The sequence below is a fragment of the Psychrobacter sp. GW64-MNA-CIBAN-0177 genome, from assembly GCF_040309585.1.
Classification (GTDB): Bacteria; Pseudomonadota; Gammaproteobacteria; order Pseudomonadales; family Moraxellaceae; genus Psychrobacter; species Psychrobacter okhotskensis.
The window spans coordinates 23220-43397 of record NZ_JBEOOY010000022.1; the positions used below are offsets into that span (position 1 = coordinate 23220).

19 protein-coding genes are annotated in these 20178 nt (G+C 43.4%); 7 read left to right on the forward strand and 12 right to left on the reverse strand.

Annotation, left to right across the window (positions count from 1 at the left end; translation table 11 throughout):
• Positions 1 to 75: 75 nt before the first annotated feature.
• Positions 76 to 858 carry a TetR/AcrR family transcriptional regulator gene (locus tag AAEY79_RS11930; RefSeq protein WP_025651850.1) on the reverse strand — a complete coding sequence of 261 codons (783 nt, stop codon included), beginning with the start codon at positions 856 to 858 and terminating at the stop codon, positions 76 to 78.
• A 288-nt stretch (positions 859 to 1146) separates the two neighbouring features.
• Between AAEY79_RS11930 and AAEY79_RS11935 the strand changes: the two genes are divergently transcribed.
• Both AAEY79_RS11935 and AAEY79_RS11940 read left to right on the forward strand, forming a co-directional pair.
• Complete coding sequence (locus AAEY79_RS11935; RefSeq protein ID WP_201567074.1) at positions 1147 to 2376, forward strand: NADH:flavin oxidoreductase/NADH oxidase family protein; 1230 nt, start codon at positions 1147 to 1149, stop codon at positions 2374 to 2376.
• Between the two features lie 456 nt (positions 2377 to 2832).
• Positions 2833 to 3036: a CsbD family protein gene (locus tag AAEY79_RS11940; protein ID WP_101211315.1), complete on the forward strand. Its 204-nt coding sequence runs from the start codon at positions 2833 to 2835 to the stop codon at positions 3034 to 3036.
• 552 nt (positions 3037 to 3588) lie between these two features.
• Here AAEY79_RS11940 and AAEY79_RS11945 read toward each other — a convergent pair.
• A complete protein-coding gene (locus AAEY79_RS11945) occupies positions 3589 to 4296 on the reverse strand; it encodes a ZIP family metal transporter (RefSeq protein ID WP_025651847.1) in 708 nt (235 codons plus the stop codon).
• Positions 4297 to 4617: 321 nt separating this feature from the next.
• Here AAEY79_RS11945 and AAEY79_RS11950 point away from each other — a divergent pair, with 321 nt between their 5' ends.
• Positions 4618 to 5106: a hypothetical protein gene (locus AAEY79_RS11950; protein WP_201577917.1), complete on the forward strand. Its 489-nt coding sequence runs from the start codon at positions 4618 to 4620 to the stop codon at positions 5104 to 5106.
• Positions 5107 to 5351: 245 nt separating this feature from the next.
• Complete coding sequence (locus AAEY79_RS11955) at positions 5352 to 5714, forward strand: hypothetical protein (RefSeq protein WP_201577915.1); 363 nt, start codon at positions 5352 to 5354, stop codon at positions 5712 to 5714.
• Between the two features lie 34 nt (positions 5715 to 5748).
• Here the strand turns inward: AAEY79_RS11955 and AAEY79_RS11960 are convergent, their stop codons facing one another.
• Both AAEY79_RS11960 and AAEY79_RS11965 read right to left on the reverse strand, forming a co-directional pair.
• Positions 5749 to 6060 carry an NGG1p interacting factor NIF3 gene (locus AAEY79_RS11960; RefSeq protein ID WP_173239562.1) on the reverse strand — a complete coding sequence of 104 codons (312 nt, stop codon included), beginning with the start codon at positions 6058 to 6060 and terminating at the stop codon, positions 5749 to 5751.
• Between the two features lie 70 nt (positions 6061 to 6130).
• Entirely contained in the window at positions 6131 to 6763 is a 633-nt protein-coding gene (locus AAEY79_RS11965) for a DNA-3-methyladenine glycosylase (RefSeq protein WP_201577913.1), read from the reverse strand.
• Positions 6764 to 7201: 438 nt separating this feature from the next.
• Between AAEY79_RS11965 and AAEY79_RS11970 the strand changes: the two genes are divergently transcribed.
• Complete coding sequence (locus AAEY79_RS11970; protein WP_025651081.1) at positions 7202 to 7603, forward strand: hypothetical protein; 402 nt, start codon at positions 7202 to 7204, stop codon at positions 7601 to 7603.
• Between the two features lie 234 nt (positions 7604 to 7837).
• Here AAEY79_RS11970 and purC read toward each other — a convergent pair whose 3' ends face one another.
• The 5 genes from purC to AAEY79_RS11995 form a co-directional block, all read right to left on the reverse strand.
• Entirely contained in the window at positions 7838 to 8551 is a 714-nt protein-coding gene (purC, locus tag AAEY79_RS11975; RefSeq protein ID WP_025651082.1) for a phosphoribosylaminoimidazolesuccinocarboxamide synthase, read from the reverse strand.
• 140 nt (positions 8552 to 8691) lie between these two features.
• Positions 8692 to 9012: a hypothetical protein gene (locus tag AAEY79_RS11980; protein ID WP_227502331.1), complete on the reverse strand. Its 321-nt coding sequence runs from the start codon at positions 9010 to 9012 to the stop codon at positions 8692 to 8694.
• Between the two features lie 131 nt (positions 9013 to 9143).
• Positions 9144 to 10049 (reverse strand): 4-hydroxy-tetrahydrodipicolinate synthase, encoded by a 906-nt coding sequence (gene dapA, locus AAEY79_RS11985; RefSeq protein WP_025651084.1) that lies wholly within the window; start codon positions 10047 to 10049, stop codon positions 9144 to 9146.
• A 487-nt stretch (positions 10050 to 10536) separates the two neighbouring features.
• A complete protein-coding gene (locus AAEY79_RS11990; protein WP_025651085.1) occupies positions 10537 to 11745 on the reverse strand; it encodes a hypothetical protein in 1209 nt (402 codons plus the stop codon).
• A 267-nt stretch (positions 11746 to 12012) separates the two neighbouring features.
• Entirely contained in the window at positions 12013 to 13377 is a 1365-nt protein-coding gene (locus tag AAEY79_RS11995; RefSeq protein WP_374189992.1) for a Do family serine endopeptidase, read from the reverse strand.
• Positions 13378 to 14193: 816 nt separating this feature from the next.
• On the opposite strand from AAEY79_RS11995, the gene AAEY79_RS12000 reads away from it, so the two are divergent.
• The gene (locus AAEY79_RS12000; protein ID WP_025651087.1) at positions 14194 to 16491 is read left to right on the forward strand and encodes a sodium:proton antiporter; all 2298 of its coding nucleotides are present in this window, start codon (positions 14194 to 14196) and stop codon (positions 16489 to 16491) included.
• Between the two features lie 148 nt (positions 16492 to 16639).
• Here the strand turns inward: AAEY79_RS12000 and tmk are convergent, their stop codons facing one another.
• Complete coding sequence (gene tmk, locus AAEY79_RS12005; RefSeq protein ID WP_025651088.1) at positions 16640 to 17272, reverse strand: dTMP kinase; 633 nt, start codon at positions 17270 to 17272, stop codon at positions 16640 to 16642.
• Between the two features lie 133 nt (positions 17273 to 17405).
• Entirely contained in the window at positions 17406 to 18701 is a 1296-nt protein-coding gene (gene mltG / locus AAEY79_RS12010) for an endolytic transglycosylase MltG (protein ID WP_025651089.1), read from the reverse strand.
• Positions 18702 to 18870: 169 nt separating this feature from the next.
• Between mltG and AAEY79_RS12015 the strand changes: the two genes are divergently transcribed.
• Complete coding sequence (locus AAEY79_RS12015; RefSeq protein ID WP_352288477.1) at positions 18871 to 19635, forward strand: DpnI domain-containing protein; 765 nt, start codon at positions 18871 to 18873, stop codon at positions 19633 to 19635.
• Here AAEY79_RS12015 and AAEY79_RS12020 read toward each other — a convergent pair.
• Entirely contained in the window at positions 19627 to 20151 is a 525-nt protein-coding gene (locus tag AAEY79_RS12020; protein WP_201582487.1) for a hypothetical protein, read from the reverse strand. The genes AAEY79_RS12015 and AAEY79_RS12020 overlap by 9 nt on opposite strands.
• Positions 20152 to 20178: the final 27 nt, after the last annotated feature.

Genomic DNA, 20178 nt, shown 5'->3' on the forward strand with positions numbered 1-20178 from the left:
CCTATTATTTTTTATCCGCGTTTTTGCTATGTAAATTCCGTTTAAATCTTTTTATAAATTGGACTGCCTTGATGATTAGCCGCTCATTTCTTGCCATTCTGTGGTAAAGAATTGACTAAAAAGCGCATCGAAATTTGTGCTTAACATCGAGATAGCTTGCTGTCTGCTATAACGCTGCTGATGACAGCCAACTATTAATTCATGGACTTGAGCGGCGGCGATATCGACACAAAGATTGACTTCCGAGCGTTCAAAAGAACATCCAGATAAGGACAATCCTTTTATAAATATTGCCGTCCACTCTTCTTGTATTTCGGTCATTAAATTGCCTAAACCCTTATCCAATAGGCTGTTATTTTCTTGGGCTGGATTTTTTGAATCGCTAGTTAATAAACATTCATTCAATAAATCTTGCTCTTTTATACTTGGGGCAAAGCGCAGACGGTCTTCGAGCAAACGCTGAAATAAAGCAATATTCTGAAATGCTGCATCAAAAATCATATTTAAGCAGTGCTGACAACGCTCATTGAACTGCGCTTTAGTTAATCTAGGATAATCCTTTAGCATATCAATCCACGCCATACGCATGGGCGATAAATAGTTCTCCTTAAGCTGAGCACCCAGCTCTTGTTGCAGCGCCTCTAAGCTCGCAAAATGATTGTAAAAACTCGGCTGCGCGATGCCTGCGCCCTTGGCCACTTTATTCATACTCATGCCACAAGCACCTTCCACACGATAGAGCTGCAAGGCACTTTTTAGGAGCGCGCGTCGTGTCTTGGCTTTTGCCAGCTCACGCTTTGTTTCAGTTGTTGCACTGTCATCTGCACTGATGAAGTCTGTTTTAGCATTTGCCTTCAATGTTGACCTCGATTTATATTTTAAAATGACTTACGGGAATAATTACTACATCGACTATAAGACTATAGTCATTTAAACTATAAGTCTATAGCTTAAATTTTTAGTACAAAGTTTTTAGAAAAAGAGGGTTATAAAAACCTCCCCAAAACCACATGCAGTCGTTTCAAGATAAGTTGGATACAAGAAAGGCTCGCTAAGTCTTAGCAATAACAGACTGAGCAAGCCTGACACTGCACGCCATTTATATAGAATCGACTTATATAGAATTGACGATACTTAGGATTTATTATGACATCAGCCGTTTTCTCTCCTTTTACCTTGCCATGTGGCGCTGTGCTGCCAAACCGCTTAGCCAAAGCCGCTATGGAAGAAAACATGGCAGATAAAGGGCAAATCCCCGGTCCTACTATTTTGCGCCTATACCAACGCTGGGCGGAAGGCGGTACTGGGTTACTGATTACTGGTAATGTTATGGTTGATGGCCGAGCAATGACGGGACCTGGTGGCATCGTATTAGAGAAAGACAGTGATTTAGCACCCTTTCAAGCATGGGCGCAAACGGTTAAAAAGAACCATAGCCACATTTGGATGCAAATCAATCATCCGGGTCGCCAAGTCTATGCAGCTATGGGAGGCGATGTGTTGTCACCTTCTGACGTTTCCCTTGATTTAGGAAAGCACTCTCATCTGTTTGGCAAGCCTTGTGCCATGACCCACGAGGATATTGAGCAGCTGGTTCAACGCTTCGTCGATACCGCTGCCAAAGCTGAACAAGCGGGCTTCGATGGTGTGCAAATTCACGGGGCTCATGGTTACTTGATATCACAGTTTTTATCGCCGTTGACCAATAAGCGCACTGATGAATTTGGCGGTTCAATCGAGAATCGTATGCGCTTATTAATTTCGGTGATTAAAGCCGTCCGTGCCCAAGTCGCCCCTAGCTTTGCGGTATCAGTCAAATTAAATTCGGCTGATTTTCAACGTGGTGGCTTTGATGCTGATGATGCCAAAGCTGTTGTTTTAGCGATGCGCGGGCTTGGTGTTGATTTGGTTGAACTGTCGGGTGGCAGCTATGAGAGTCCGGCGATGCAAGGTACAACGGCAGATGGTAGAACCTTACAGCGAGAAGCCTACTTTTTAGCGTTCGCCGCCGAGATTGCACAAGTGGCCAGCATGCCGATGATGACTACTGGTGGGGTCAGGCGTTTAGCGGTAGCAGAATCCGTATTGGCTCAAGGTATCGATATCGTCGGCATGGGCACTGCGCTCGCCATGAACCCATCTTTGCCCAATGATTGGCAACACAATGAGCAACTAAGTGCGCACGACCCAGCCGTACGCTGGAAAGACAAAACCTTGAGCGCTATCGCCACCATGGCGGTCATTAAGCGTCAGCTACAACGCATGGGGCAAGGAAAAACACCTAAGACCAATGCCTCGCCACTATTTTCGTTAATTAGCGACCGCATACGCTTAAAGAAATTAACAAAACGTTATCAAGATTATTTGGCTAAGTAGCCTAAATCGATTAATAACCACAGTAAAAAGCAGACGCCATTTTATTAATAGCGCCTGTTTTTTATTTGCCTATACGAATATAGGGTTCGCGTTATTGAGAAAGCACGCTCATTTTTATTTTTCAATAAACCCTTTCTTAATTCATTTACCTATTGCACTGATAAAACCCCTGCTTTATTACACAAAGATGGTCTCCATAACATAGCCATGCAGATTGCTATCATGAAGTAACACTCTAAACATTGCGCATACAGACAGCCGAATTCTTGACGCCTATATTAGATACATCAGCTAGCTTGTTTTTATAAATTTTTTATAACGACTCGACGAGTTCTTATTAAACAAGAGCTTATCAAGTAAAACGGTCATTAGAAAAAAGCTACTGAATAAAATGTTAAGAAAGGCCAGATGGGATAAATGTCTTGATAAACAAATAATCAAAAAAGGAATATAACAATGAACGAACATACTCTAAAAGGCGAATGGAACCAAGTGAAAGGCTCAGTAAAACAAAAATGGGCTGATCTGACTGATGATGATTTAACCCATATCGAAGGTAGCCGCGATAAGCTGGTCGGTCGTGTACAAGAGCGTTATGGCCATGCAAAAGAAGATGCTGAACGTGAAGTAGATGACTGGCGTCGCGAAAACAAATACTAAGTTATCAGTCAAATAGCGAACAATGCTATTGATGATTTAATTCGATGATCTAATAAGTCAAAAAACCGCATAAATCTTATGCGGTTTTTTTGTTAGCAGCCATTTAACGCTTTATACACTACTCAATAACGTATCTAAAAAAGGTTGAATAAAAAACTCTTAAGCTCTAGACACGATAAAACCGCATAGCAATTGATTGTTATGCGGTTTTATTGTTAACCATCCATGTTACCTATCACGACTGTAATCTATGCATCCTTGCATAACGTTCAGTGTGTTGCGATATCGGGCATCCTGCCCTGTTTACTACCGTTATTAGCATTAATAATGCTACTAGCAAAGGTTATGTATCCTTTCTTCGTTCACTATTATCATCCTGACGCTAGTAAACGAATCATTATCCTTAATGCGGTCAACTCAATCCTTGAGTTACATTCCCTTATGCCGTGTATGTATAATGCCTAATTCTCACTCCGATGTTAAGTCGCGTAAACGTCATTGTGTGTAAGCATATGCTTACACGAGAACCTGATAACGATTTTATTGCTATTTTCAAATCAGCATTTCCCCAAAAATACCGACCAAAAAGCCGAGCGTTGCCCCAAGCGAGGTCAGATAACTCTTATCCAGCTTACTGGCAGGAATGATATCTTGGATAAGTAGATATAAAATACCCCCACTCGCAAAAATCATAAGATGGGCGGTAAGATTAGGATGCTCGCTCAATAAAAAATGCCCGATCAGCGCAGATATAACGCCAAAAAAACTGAGTCCAAAAAAGATGGTCAACGTCCTTTTAACACTAAAACCGCTCTGCACCATATCACGAAAGGCATTGAATGACTCTGGAAGGTTTTGCAGACCAATAAACAATGCTAATAATAGCGACAGCTGCGGTTCAATCGCGAATACCGCTCCTAGCGCGATGGACTCCGGTACAAAGTCCATCATCATAGCGAGTAAGGTTGCCTGCTGACTATTCGATTCAGCCAACTTACGATCCAGCAGCATAAACAGGATGGCCCCTGATAAAAATGAGCCTGTGACACCCCAAACACTCAATACCTCCATACCCTTTGGCAATAAAACGAATGCCAATGCCGATAAAATAATACCCGCACCGAACGACATCGAGGTATGAATAAATTCATATTTGACTGGGCTGTCTGTGACATGGTGGTCAAAAACATTGGCCAATAAACCGCCTATAAACACGGTTATACCTGCAAAAGCTGAAAACAAAATAAGCTTGAATAGCATTTATGGTTCCTTTTCATCGCTACCATTCAGAGATATGCTGCTTTGTTAGCTAAGTGATCAATTAAGCGATATATCATTAAACGGGCAATTACAACTTATTAACGCAAATGACACTTAACATCAAGTTTTGTGTCTTATCATAGATAATGTAAGAAAATATTTCTAGCCATCAGATAAATAAGAAAGTCAGTTAGTCATGCAATTATTACTTCTGCATTTATAAAGGCTACCAAGTGACATAGACATCAACCACATGACGCTGTTAGATGTGAAAAGCAATCCGGTAATTATTAATCCAAAAATATCGTAGGAGATTTTATCATGAAGATTTTGCAGCTATTTTCATTGAAGACAGCGATGTCTGCAGGCCTTTCGCTTACCTTGCTAGGCACGATGGTCGGTTGTACCGTCGTTGGTCCAGGCTATGACAATCAGTCCGTCTATCGCGGTGATAAGGGTTACAGCAATGCTAACTATAACCGCGTTAGCCAACAGCTGCGCAACGATTTACGTCGTAAAGGGTATCAGGTCACGGACATCAGATCTGACCGTTATCGCGGTAATCGATTGCTCACAGCCTATGCCAAAAAGAACAATCAAGCCTACGAGCTCAAGTATACCTACCCTGATTTAAGGCTTATCAGCTCAAACAGGCAAGACTGGTCGAAAAAACGCGACGATGACAGGTATGATAACGACCGTGATTACGATAAGCACGACTATGATAAAAAAGGTAAGTATAAAAATAAAGGTAAATACAAAAAGAACAATAAGTATAAAAACAAAGACAAATATAAAAACAACTGGTGATACTGATAAAGCCAATGTCAGTGAAAACAGTAATCCAGTTAAATTTGCATAGGTTCAATTGATAGATTTCAGACAATGTATCGCAGTTTATGGAAAAGTAATGCCAAGTCTGCTTTAGTGCGTCTAAAAGTAACATTGTGGCATCGTCAACCGATTGATGCCTACGGTCAAATAAGCCAGCCCTTGGTTTGTTTGGCCATTTTTTATAACACTGTCAAAAAACTTGAACTTGATAAGAGGATATTATGAATATCACAACCCTACTAAAGCCAACCATTGCCACCGCTATGGTCACAGCGTTAATGATAACGACAGGTTGCGTCACTGCCCCCGGCTACAATGCGTACGGCGACCTTTACGAGGACGTTTATAAAGACAGTAAAGTCTATAAGAAGCATAAAAAAGCTATCAAAAACGTTGATAAAGAGCTTTATCAACCAGCTATCGAACAACGAGCCGCCAATAAAGTCAGTAATATGGGCTACCGTGTCAAAGACGTCAAATATAAAAGAGGCGATAGCAAAATAAAGGTAAAGGCCACACGTGGTAGTAAAGATTATAAAATAGAACTTGGCTATCCAGGCTATCAAGTAATTAAGATAAAATAAGCCTAAACCACTGCTAATAACCTACCTTTAAAGCTCAAAAGTCTAGCACTTCGATGACATCATAGGCAGGCGTCTCATAAGGGTGCGCCTGCTTTAGTGCTTCAATGACTTGAGCAATATTAGCAGTAGCAACCACCATCTCAACTCGCCACTCATCAACTTTTTCGAGCTTATCTTGCGCGCCAATATGCGGATCACTGCCTGCCAGCGGCATAAACTGCCCCACCCCTTGTACTTGCCAGCAGCAGCACTCGTAATTGCCAATCGTACCAGCGCCTGCTGCAAACAAAGCAGACTTAACTGGCTCTAATGCTGCTTCGGGAACAAAAACTGTCAATTTGTACATAGTGTTACCCTTTGTTTTATCTATTAGTATGAAAGAGCAGCTCTATTACCATCAGAGAGTAGCCATCGTTTTATTTTTTTGACAGTGAAGGATGGTCGCTCCAGATATAGCGCAATAGCCAGTTTTTGGCATCGCCAGCGTAGTCAATGCCGATACGAGGACGCAGCGATACCGGTGGCTGACAGCCATCATCTTCGAGCCAAACTGCTGACTCCACACTGATAGATTTGCCATTTAACGCGCGATCAATTTGTAAGCGCTTCGTTAATTTGCCAGGACCTGCCATCTGGGTTGGATGAGTAAGTTGCTTATTCGTGCTCAGAAGCTGTTCTTCCATCAAACGATCACTATCGTCGGTCAAAAATCCAGCCCGTATTAATACCGACTCAGGAGACTCTTCTCCACCGCTGACCAGATTGAGCATATGATGCACACCGTAAGTCAGATAGACATAAAACATGCCGCCTTGCGCATACATAATTTCAGTACGAGCCGTTCGGCTACCCGCATGCGAATGACAAGCAGGGTCGTCCTTACCGATATAGGCTTCGGTTTCTGAGATACGCATGCGCAAGATTTTCACTGTGCCATCGGTATCCGTTAACTTTCTACACAGTACTTTGCCAATCAAATCAGCGGCGACCACACAGGTTGGTCGAGTAAACCAACTAGGGTCTAAAACAGTTGATGAAGCAGTAGACATTAGCAAAACCTTTTCTTATTTTTATCATCTAATTGACATGACCAAATATTAATAAACAAGTATTAATAAATTAGCATAAAAGTAAGATAAGATATTGAAGACAATGTTGGCGCTATGTTTGATTTTTTATACGAGTTAGACTATAAATCTGTGGTCGGAAGGCTAATATTAATAGTGCGTGGTAAGTATCAATACTTATGGATAAAGAGGATTTCGTCATTAAGTATTATTGATAAACAGATAAAAATCGCAGTCTGTTTTGAGTAGTTCCACAAATCTAGTCTATTTTAAGTGGTTTGTTAATAGGTTTGAGGGGCAAAATAACTGGTTCCGTTGGGGTATACCTTTAACAGTTTTTATGAGTTCTTAACTAAACACAGTAACGAAGGATTTGTGATAAATTTATAATTTGGAAAGAGCTACAGAAGGTAAGTTTTAATGATTACATCAGCTGAAGAGTTTCTCTTACTCAGAACAAGTGACCACACCCAAGATTATGGAAGAGCGATTAACGAGTGTGCAGCATTGGAAACGTGGTTTGAAATAATACGTCACTACCCAACTATGCGCGAGTGGGTAGCTCTAAATAAAACAGTTCCAATAGAAGTTCTTGAAACGTTGACGTACGATGACAGTCCTACCGTTAGAGGGAATATTGCTATGAAAAACAAAATAACTAGAGAAATATTTGAGGTATTGGCAGATGATAAAGACGCCTCTGTCAGAAATAGACTCGTCTATAATAAAAACATACCAAAAGACTTGCTATTGAAGTTAACCAATGATGATGAATCGTTCATCAGAAAAAACGCTATAAATAAGATTAGTGAAAAATTTTGAGTAAGCAAAGCCAAACAGTTCGATACCTATATAGCGCATCAATCACGATAGAATATGTATGGTAAGTACACACCATGAGGTACACTGTGACTATTTCAGCGATTTGAAACGTTGATACCATTAGCCTACAGCCGAAGGTTTAAGTCCTCACTAGGGAACCATCATTCATATAATGCCATAAAAAAACTGAGCACATGGCTCAGTTTTTTTTGTTTTGCGCTAGACATTTACGACTTAGCTAAGTGGCACACCAATACGGTTGGCCACTTCTTCGTAAGCTTCGATAACATCGCCTAATGATTGACGGAAACGGTCTTTATCCAATTTCTTCTTGGTGTTTTTGTCCCAAATACGGCAGCCATCTGGTGAGAACTCATCACCCAAAACGATACGGTCGTGGAATACACCAAACTCTAATTTGAAATCGACCAGTATTAAATCGCCAACTGCAAACAGTGCTGTTAGCACCTCATTGACTTGATGCGTCAGCGCTTCCATGCTCGCAAGCTGTGCTTGAGTTGCCCACCCAAGAGAAATCGATAGTGACTCATTAACCATCGGATCGCCAAGCGCATCATCTTTATAAAACAGCTCATAAGTAGGCGGCGTCAATGCTTGCCCTTCTTCTAGGCCTAAACGGCGCACCAAACTGCCCGCTGCAAAGTTACGTACGACGCACTCAACGGGAATCATATCTAGGCGCTTGACCAATACTTCGTCTTCAGATAGCTGCTTTTCAAAATGTGTTTCAATACCAGCGTCAGCCAATTTTTGCATAATAAAAGCATTAAAGCGGTTATTAACCACGCCCTTACGTGCTAACTGTTCGATACGCTTACCATCGAGCGCCGAGGTGTCATCACGGAAGTGTAAAATCAAAAGATCGTTGTCTTCTGTTTCATAGACAGATTTGGCTTTGCCTTTATATAGCAGTTGTTGCTTTTGCATTATGGAGTTCCTGTTCGTTCAAGCTTATGTGGTAAAAACGCGCAGCGACCGCTGGACTCTGTACGACGTCATTCATTAATCTATTAGATCATGAATAACCATAGTAAAAAGTCAGCGGTATAAATAGGGAAACACAGTGTTTAGTTTGATGACTCGCTCACGGCAACAGCGCGTTGCGGCTTAGGTAATTGATACTGCTTACCCGCTTCGTTCTGTAAGGTGAGTGTATTGGCACCTGCATTTGGGGTGGCGTATAACGGTACAAAAGGTGCTGGCTCCTGAGCAACCGGTAGCTCTAGAGGCGCAAGCTTTTTGCTTTCTTGATATTCTAAGCTGCCATTATCGCGCTTACCAAGAAAACCTTTGGTCATTTGACAGCCACTTAATACTAAGGTGCTACCCAATATCAAAACCATCATAGCAGGAAATGTTTTGGTAGGGCTTGATGATACTTTCATCATATTATCTCTCTGAGTTAGCAATTTTTGCTTATTTGGGCGACTGACTTATCGTTACCGTTAAGTGCCTCACTAAGCCCTAAATCATTAATAATAATGTAGGGCTTAGTGTTTAACCATTCAATCGTCAATACTTATCGTAAATTCGCACGAACCAACGCTTCATCAATGGTGGCATGATGTTGTTCTGCCAACCATACCAACGGCAGACGAATACCAGTATCTATCATACCCATCTTATGTAACGCATATTTTGCTGGAATGGGACTAGATTCAATAAACAAATCACGGTGTAAGTGTTTAATCACATCATGCGCTTTATTGGCGGTATCAAGGTCGCCGCGTAGCGCTGCCGAAAACGTTTCGCTCATCGCTTTTGGCGCGACGTTAGCCGTTACCGAAATATTACCTTTGGCACCCATCTGCATCAAATCAAGCGCCGTACCATCATCGCCAGATAGAACAACGATACGGTCGCCAACCGCTTTAATCAACTGCTCACCACGAGCAACTGAGCCGGTCGCGTCTTTAATCGCCACGATATTATCGATATCAGCCAAACGCTCAACCGTATTCTGCGCGATATCAACTACAGTACGCCCTGGTACGTTATAGAGCATCTGCGGGATCTTTACGGCTTGGGCAATCGCTTTATAATGCTGATACAAGCCTTCTTGTGGCGGCTTATTGTAGTAAGGAGCGACCAATAATGCACAGTCTGCACCAGCATCTGCCGCATCTTGGGTGAGCTTGATGGCTTCAGTCGTATTATTCGCGCCTGTACCCGCTATCACTGGTACACGGCCTTTGACGTGCTGCACAAAGTAGCGAATCACATCGCTATGCTCTTGCATCGACAAAGTCGCTGATTCGCCAGTGGTGCCCACGGCAACGAGGCAATGGGTGCCCTGCTCGATCTGCCAGTCTATGAGGTCGGCCAGACGTTTATAATCGACCGTGCCGTCAGGATGCATGGGCGTTACCAAGGCCACCATAGAGCCTTGTAGTCGGGTTTTAATCTCGTCATATGCTGTGCTCATAACTGTGCCTTACTGTTGTATTGTCCTAGCTTTATTCAAGCTGTCACATGATCCATCGTTTGCAATCGCCAATGTCTATTTTTACATTAATAACCAGATCAATGGTAGCTATTGCATGATGTTCATACTGGGCATTTATATACAGATGATAGTGACATTCTCATTATAGAATCATGTGTATATCTATCCGCATGGACATTATTTTTGTCCATTGCCGATGCTATCTATCAATCATAATAAAAACGCCTACTAGTGTAGCATATTTTGATTTAACCGCTATCAGTCAATTAATGCTCAGTCCAGATATACCCTATCTATTTGCGCGCTATTCCAAGCGCTGTTTAGCGCTAATGTTATGCAACATAGACACAAGGGCGGCTACTTATAGACCTTATTATTTAAGGCTTACTGTTTAGGGCTTATTGAACATTGATAAATAGTTAGTTTAGCGTAATTATGCAAGCGGGATAAATGCTTTTGAATTATTTTAACGAATCGTCAACACATCGATGGTCGGACGATACCAGCGAAAAGGTAACCCTCGGGTGCCCACTCCACTACTGACAAATATCTGCGCGCTACCATGCTGGTATAGGCCGCGCTGCTTACCCATGCGACTGTTATCCAACAATGACGACTGCTTACCTATACGACGAATGTCTTGCTTTTTTTGCGCCGTTAATATGTTTTTCTGTATTGCTTTGGCCGCACCGGTAATCAATAAAGGTCGGGGTTGCAACGATTTTGGTAAGTCGCTAATACTATCAAATCGTGACGCAAGAATAATGACAGGCTTAGTTGCCTGCTCAATTTCAGCACTCAGCACAGCTTTATTAGGCACATTCAAAGTGTCGTCATCGTTCAATTGTTTCGGGATATCTTGCCAGCCGCAAAGTATGGCCACGACTGGATTGTCCTGTAGATATTTTTGCGTGCTGGTATCTGGGTGGCCTTTTATATAACTTGCTTGATTTGCTATCAATCGACCGTTGCCAGTTCGAGCACATTTAAGCGGCAACGACGTACATTGCTGCCCGATATAGTTGATATCCAGTACGTCAAAAGCATTGGCCAAGGTGTCTTCTAACAATGGCTGACCTTGCTTGGTAGTATTGATCGACTGATAACGCAAATCCGAGGTACTCATGACCGTATAAACGGGCTTATTTACCCCTTTAAATAGCATCAACTGCCCGACCAAATCGGCGCTTGGATAATAGAGCCAATCACCTGTGATCAATACCGCATCTGCTGACAAGGCATTGATGGTAGCGACCAGCTTGCTGATATGACGCGGCTTGCCACTATATAAACCAATGCGCAAATCGGCTAATACCGCCACCGTAAGCGGAGTTGTTAAGCCCAAATCAACAGCATGATGCTGCAAACGCAAACGATTGGGCTGCACAACCACCGTATAAAAATACAGACCCATGGCAATGACAGCCATCAACACGGCATTCGGTGACAATTGTGCCAGCATGGGTGTCACTTGTTGTACTCGCCCAATAATCAATAACAGTGCCCAAAAAGGCATGGTATAGGCAGCGTAATATAGCAACAACTTTGACCAAATACGCCAAAAGCGTTTTGTGGGATTGGCATTGAATGTCTGTAATCCTGACCACAATATGATATACGCTAGCAAGGCTGCTGCTATAGTGATGCTAAGCGTATAAAAAGCGTGGTCAGTCATAATTACCTAGCTATATATAAAGGTATGAATAGTCGTTTGTGCCGTTGGGCGCGCAATCAAATCAATGTTGGTCAATCAAACCAATGTCCAAATTAACGTCCAAATCAATGTGACTTGCTCACCGTTAAATTGAGCAACAGCAACTCATCAAAACCAATCGATAAAAAAATCAGCCATTATAGAGGTCGAGCTCTATGATAGACAAGTATAATTATCAATGCTTATCGAGATACGTCATTTAAGCATAGTCGATTGACTATATGATAACTATTCAATACGCAGGCCAATAATACCAGGGATGCCTTGGCGCATGACTTCAATCGTTACCACACCCTTTTTGGGAAGTGAGGAGATAGCACTAGAAAAATCAGTGACCTTGGCAATAGGCTTTTGGTGAAAATTAGTAATAATATCTCCCGCCAAAATGCCCGAGCGCGCGGCTAAGCCTGTCGGGTCAACGGTCGTGACCAATATCCCTGTTTTATTGTCCACTGCCAGCTCTGCTTGCTCATCTGGGGTCAAATTGCGCAGACGTAAGCCTAATTGCACCTCATCATCTTGCTGAGAGCCGCTTTGTGCCCTGACATCATTTGGCGCATAAGTGAGCTTGCCTTTTACGAGCATTTGCTTGCCATCACGCTGAATCTGGGCGCTGAACGGATCATTGGGTCGCGCTCGATTGATCAGGTTCAATAAATCTGCAGCACGCATAATCTGCACATTATTGTATTGCAAAATGATGTCGCCTGCTTGTAGACCTGATTTTTGGGCAGGCGAGTCTGGTGAGACGCGGGTAAGTAGTGCGCCCTGTGGACGCGCTAAATTATACGCTTCCGCTAAATTACGATCGATGTCTTGAGGATAAATACCCATATAGGCACGTGCGACTTCGCCATTGGTTTTGAGCTGCTCGTAGATATCCATCGCCGCATCAATAGGAATTGAGAACGACAAGCCCATATAACCGCCCGTACCACTAAAGATACGTGAGTTGATACCGATGACTTCGCCGCGCTGATTAAATAATGGCCCGCCTGAGTTACCCGGATTTAATGCCACATCAGTTTGGATAAAAGGCACGCTGGTCTCACGTGAAAAGCTGCGAGACTTGGCACTGACGATACCTGCGGATGCCGAATAATCAAAACCAAAGGGCGACCCTATCGCCAATACCGGCTCACCTACCTTTAGACTGTCTGAATCACCAATCGGTAAGGCTGGGAACTGGTTGCCTGTGACTTTGAGTACCGCCACATCTGAGCGCTCATCGCTACCCACCAAGGTCACATCCAGCTCTGTTCTGTCATTAAGGGTCACGGTGATTTTGTCTGCACCAGCAACCACATGGTGATTGGTCAACATATAACCATCGGTGGTGACAAAAAAAGCGGTGCCATAAGCGTGTTCAATCGCAGGCGTCGCTGCTTGATCCGGAATACGTAAGCGATCTCCGAAGAACTGACGTAACAGCTCGGCGGTTTGTGCTTTGGCAAGCTCATCTTCACTGACCGTTTTGGTGACATTGACTCGTGCCACCGCTGGCGTCACTTGCTGTACTAAGTCAGAGAAGTCAGCAGTGGTGACCGCTGCTTGTACCTGAGACATAGTGGCTACATTAATACCTGTCGCCATTACCGTGCCGATAGCCAGTGCCAAAGTACTGCGTTGTAACCAACGCTGCATACGAATAGTAGATTGTGCTTGAAACATATTGATAGGCATATTGTCTCCATATGAGTGATTATTATTGTTAGCAACAATATTATCGCTATTATCGCCATAATAGATATAGCCAAATCCATATAAACCCGCTACATCGTCATCCTCGTTAACCATACTAAGGTATAGCCTGCATTCAGCTCCCTTATATCAAGGTTATTTGAATTCAACGATAGCAAGCTTGTCTAAATTTATAGGAATAGTCCTGACTGCTGGTCAGTTTACTACTTGTCTGCGAGTTTATGTAGTAGCGCCTGACCATGATGGCAAATATAAGCCGGTTTAATATGACGTCATACTGTCTTCTCATTTTTTGTAATCTTTGATATTGATATTAATAGTGCCGTTACCTACTCGTGTGTCAGCGCAGAACGATGGCGCGTGGCTATCACGGCAGACAGACCCTTGACATATATAAAATAAAATCATGATATGATAACAAACCTAATAAATTATTTAGAAAACAATAGTCAGCTATAATAAGGTGTTATTTACAGAACGCCAAGCAATTTGGCTTTTATCGCCTTTATTTTCCATCTTTTGTGTTTCTAGCATTGGTGTATTTAGCTTGAGACACTTTTGTCTTTGTTACTATATAGTATATATATCATCCATGATTCATGATGGCTATGGTTATTATTAATTTGCCGTTACAAAAGGTTTTTGACGGCTAACGATGACCTATTTTAATAGCTATACAGCATCACAAGATTATAAAAGGATTAATTTATGGATACCGCCCTATTATTATCCGGCGTGGTTGGGATTGGCATTGCCGCCCAATGGTTGGCTTGGTATTTAAAGCAACCATCCATTTTATTTTTATTACTTATTGGTATTATCGTTGGCCCAGTGCTCGGCGTATTCGACCCTGACTTGGTGTTGGGCGAGCTGATGTTCCCGTTTATCTCTTTGGGGGTGGCGATTATTTTATTCGAAGGCTCGCTAACGCTAGAGTTCGATGAAATCAAACAACACGGCTCGGTCGTGCAGATGCTGGTATCAGTCGGGGTACTGATCACCATTGCTATCGTGGCGCTGTCGACTTATCTATTGTTCGATGTCGATCCACTGATTGCGTTGCTGTTCGGTGCACTGGTCTGTGTGACGGGGCCAACGGTAATTATGCCGCTACTGCGTAGTGTGCGACCCAACAAGACCATCTCCAATATCCTGAAATGGGAAGGCATTATCATAGACCCCATCGGCGCTATCGCCGTGGTATTGGTCTACGAGTATATTATCTCAGGCGGCGAAGCCAGTAGTATCTTACTGTTTGCCAAAATCGTGGTACTTGCAACCGCGCTAGGTATGGCGGGTGCTTGGGTACTGGCGTTCCTCATGCGTCGGCATATGATTCCTGAGTTTTTGCGCAATGTCTTTACCCTTGCCTTTGTTTTGGTATTATTTTCAGTCTCAAACCATTTAGAGCATGAGTCGGGTCTACTGACCGTCACCGTATTAGGCGTTGCCCTCGCCAACTGGCCAAAATTCCCGCGCGATACGATTTTAGAGTTTAATGAATCGTTAACCATTTTATTAGTTTCAGTATTATTTATCATTCTTGCGGCTCGTGTTGAGCTTGAAAGTCTACTGCAGGTTGGTTTTGCGGGTCTAGTATTACTGGCTATCGTGATGTTCATCGCGCGTCCATTATCAGTATGGGCCTCGTCCATTGGCTCTAACTTAAAGACCAATGAAAAGTTAATGATTAGCTGGATTGGACCACGCGGTATCGTCGCTGCCGCTATCTCATCTCTGTTTGCGATTCGCTTGCAAGAATATGATATCCAAGGCGTTGAACTGCTAGTGCCATTGGTATTTTTGGTTATTATTGGTACGGTCATGATTCAGGGCTTGGGCGCAAAAATGGTAGGTAACCTGCTTGGTGTCCGTGAGCCTGAGACCAACGGTATCCTGATCGTCGGCTCCAACCCAATTGCCCTGCTCGTCGCCACCTCATTAAAAGAGCAAGGCTTCGATGTCATCGTCGCTCATAATAACTATACCAATATCGCGCGCGCGCGTATGAGTGGTCTGCGCACCTATTTTGGCAACCCCATCTCTGATCACGCCGACCATCATCTTGACCTCATTGGTATTGGTCATTTATTTGCCATGAGTATGGATAAAGAGATGAATACCTTGTCTGAGATTCATTACCGTCATGAGTTCGGTGAACGTAAGCTTTATCGCCTCAAGTTCAGCGACGAAAAAGTTAAAAGTGAGCGCGACGATAAGCAAGGTAACTTCCATTCACAGTGGCTGTTTGGCAAAGATGTCACCTACACCAAGCTTGCCAGTATGCTGTCCAGAAAAGCCCGTATTAAAATCACCAATATTACGGACAGCTATAGCTTTGAGCAGTATAAAGCTGACAATAAGCAATTCGTGCCGCTCTATACGCTAGATAAAGAAGGCAAGCTGCACGTCATCACGGACAAATTCGAAGGATCAGTACCGCGCGATCGTAAGCTGATTTCTTTGGTCGTTGATGATGAGGTACAGCCAAAGCCAGTAGACGTCACGCCAAAGCAAGAGCAAGCACGCGCTGCTGCAGATGCCAGCTTTGAAGCCAACTCTAAAGCGCCTGAAAAGCGTAAAGAAAAAGAGATGGTGGAAGAGATTGCTGATACGCCAGAACAAGAGCTAGCCGTCGCGACTGATAAAGACAGTGACAAGAGTGCCTCTAACAGCACTAATAATGCCAGTATCAAAGCGGCGGCAGCAAAGAGTGATGCTGTAAAGGAAACCACAAAGGCTGAAACCAATGAAAATCAGGACATAGAAGCTAAAGAGTCTTTTAACAGCCCCTCTAATAAAGGCGTGATGTCTGATAATTCAACGGCAACATCCAAGACTGCTAAGCCGACTACTAGCAATAGTGGTACAAACGGTAATGGTAATGCGCCGAAGATGAAAAGTGGTGCGCTCGACCCTAATCGCCTACCTGACTCAGATCATGACAATACCAATAGTGATGCGAAGATAAAGGATGCGGCAAAAAAGGCTGCGGATAAACCATAACGCTATTGTCTGAAAAGCTAACGAGCAAATAAAAAGCCCTCATAATGATTATGAGGGCTTTTTTATAGGGTGCTATTTGACGATGTTTGGCAAGATTTAGCCATTTTTAGCCCATTTAGATGACTATCGAGTAAATTGAAGACACGCTCTAGCTAAGATGAAATCGTGTCGCAACCGTTTGCCATACTCGCACACTTACTTCGTCAGCACTGCCTGAGGCGTCGATACGCTGGATACGCTCAGGCTGCTCGCCAGCAAGGACACTGAAACCTTTATGCACCCGAGTAAAAAACGCCGTCGCCTGCTGCTCAAAACGATCGGCAGCGCTACGTTTACCCGCCCGCGCCATGCCTTCTAATACTGGCAAATCCAACCATAGAGTCAGCTCGGGCAACTGGGTAACAAACTGACCGATAAGGCTGTCAATTTTGGCTCGTACCGCCTCATCACCATGCGCACGTCCAAAGCCCTGATAGGCAATGGTAGAGTCGGTAAATCGATCGCATATCACCCATTTACCACGCTGTAATGCGGGCAAAATTACTTGTTGCAGATGGTCACAGCGCGCCGCAAACATCAGTAGCAGCTCAGTATCATCATTAATTTTGGTATCAGGGTCTAGCAAAATAGCGCGCAACTGCTCTGCAAACGGGCTACCACCCGGCTCACGGGTACGCAGATAGTCGATACCATGCGCCTCTAGTCGCGCACATAACTGCTCGATAGCGGTGGTCTTGCCAACGCCTTCGGTACCTTCAAAGCTAATAAAGCGCCCTTGCATGGGCGCGGTATCTGTAATCTCAGGCGTGGCTTGAGCTGGGCTGCTGTATGCTAAGTTGGCTGCTATAGATGCTGACATACTATGACCTTATGTCATTGATGAGAATGGGCGTGGCTCTTCGGTACATACTGGCTTATGACGGCGGCGTTTGCGAGCGCTTTTCACGCATCACGCTCAGGTATTCTTTTACCGCCTGATTGTGCTCAGCCAAGCTATTGGTGAATTTGTGCCCACCGTTGCCTGTCGCCACAAAATACAACGCATCGCTATCCGCCGGATGTAAGGTTGCTTCGATAGAAGCCGCAGAAGGCAAGGCTATCGGTGTGGGCGGCAAACCATCAATTTGATAGGTGTTATACGAGGTCTTTTCGTCGATGTCTTTACGGCGAATATTGCCATCATAGCGGCTGCCCATGCCATAGATAATGGTCGGATCGGTCTGCATGCGCATGCCTTTATCCAAGCGGTTTTTAAACACCGCAGAGACTAAAGGACGCTCTTCTGCCACGCTGGTTTCTTTTTCGATAATAGAGGCCATAACCAGCGCTTCATAAGGACTCTTATAAGGCAGGTCAGGCGCACGATTTTCCCATGCTTTGGTCAATGCCTGCTGCTGACGCTTGTACAAATCTGTCAATACCTGCTTGTCGCTGGTGCCCTCGCCGTAATAATAAGTATCAGGCGCAAACCAACCCTCAAGATTATGATTGACGATAGGGTCGTTACTATTGGTCACGCTGTCTGGCAATATACCTGCCAAATCTAAAGCCTGCGCGATACTAGCATTGCTAGCATTAGCGCCATTCACTGTCAGCACTTCTTTTTTGATAGTGTTATTATCACGTAGCGTTTGATATAGATCTTTAGACGTTTTGCCTTCGATAATTTGCACTTTTACCATCGCTGCTTTAGCCCCTTGCGCGAGCACTTGCAGCGCCTCAGCGATGGTTGGGTTCTCTGGTAATTGATAAATACCGGCATGTAATGGCGCGTCCACTTGCGACTTGATATAGAGCTTGGCAATGCTGGCAGAAAAAAGTGGAATCTGCTGTTGCCACTGCGGCAATAAGCCGTAATAGGTCTGACCTGACTCAATCGTCACCATTTGCTGCGGCTGCTCAATCCGTCCAAACAACGTCTGATAGACCATCACTAAGAAAAACGCGGCAATCAGCCCAAGCACGAGCAAGACTTGATAACCGCGCTGCATAAAGAACGACTGATTGTCCGCTTTATATTTACGCGGTTTACTCTTGCCGCTGATGAGCGAGACATCTGTTGCCGGTACGTCCTCTACTGCCGCCTCGTCGACGACTGGTCTAGCATCTGATGGCGTGCTAGCAACACGCTCGTCAACAGTTCCCGCTTGCTTATTGGATGGGGTATCATTAGGACGTTCAGGAGGCGTTTCAGGTGTGGGCGTGCTCATGGCAACTCGCGAGGCAGAAGTTTGCTAGAATTTAGCACTGAACCGTGCGCTTTTCAATGGTATTTGCTTAGCTTATCGATTAACGTGCTGTTTAGAGTGAATTATATGGCTTAATACTCATAGTGCTTATTTATCCCTTCAAATATTTCCTTTAATAAGAAAACGGGCTATGAACCTTAATTTCAATAAAAATCTCGCTGCAAACTATAAATCACCAAGCCAAATCATTAGAGTGCTCAGCGAAGACTGGGTTTCTAACCAAAGCTATTGCCCTAATTGTAATGCACAACCATTGGCTGAATTTACTAATAACCAACCTGTCGCTGATTTTTATTGTGCAAACTGTCATGAGGAGTATGAACTAAAAAGTAAAAAGGCAAAATTGAGCAACATTATTAATGATGGTGCTTATGACACCATGATTGAACGTATCAATAGCGATAATAATCCCAGCTTTTTCTTTCTGACCTACTCGCAAGAATATAGGGTGAATAACTTTTTAATCATTCCCAAACAATTCTTTCAGCCGGACATGATTATAAAGCGCAAACCATTATCCGTTACTGCCAAACGCGCTGGTTGGGTCGGCTGCAATATTGATTTGCGTAAAGTGCCTGAATCGGGAAAAGTATTTTTGGTCAAAGACCAGCAAGTCATACCACGCGATAATGTCATCGAGCAATTTCAAAAAACCTTGTTTCTGCGTCAGCAATCACAGCAGACACGTGGTTGGACGTTAGATATTTGGCAATGTATCGATAAATTAGATGCTAATTTCTCTCTCAATCAGGTTTATGCGTTTGCTGATTTATTAAAACTCAAACATCCTGAAAACAACCATATCAAAGATAAAATCCGTCAGCAATTACAAGTGTTGCGCGATAAAGGCATTGTTGAATTTATCGGTCGTGGGCATTATCGAAAATTATATTAAACGTTTCTCATTAAAGCGCTCAGGCCTCGGTTGTCCTTTATTATCACGGTAGACGTCTGCGATTAACTCCTCTCTATCGTCCCATAAAGGTAATCGCGCAGTAGCCACAAGACGCTGATGAAACTTATGCGCTGGATACTCCCAATCAATTTCATCATTGATTTTGAAAAAATGCACTCCACGATAGTCGATATAAGCATGCAATCGATTACGCACATAGCGATTCCACTGCCATAACAGCTGTACCGAGTTGCGTGCAGGTTTGGTGAAAGGAATTAGATTAACCGTCAATGCACACATCACCAATTCATCATTAGCAATAACGTCAATACCCTGCTCAATGACTTCTTCTCGCGTATGCGCATACTCAAACATACCTCCAAAAGCCAGTTGGGTGTAAGGCGACAAATGCACAATTTCATTAGGCTTAGCTTTGGCCAATCTACAAATTTCATCAAAAACCATTAAACGTCTGATTTGTATTGGAACCCTTACTTTTTCATATATGGAATGCATGCAGTATTGTCCTTTTAATCATTTCTA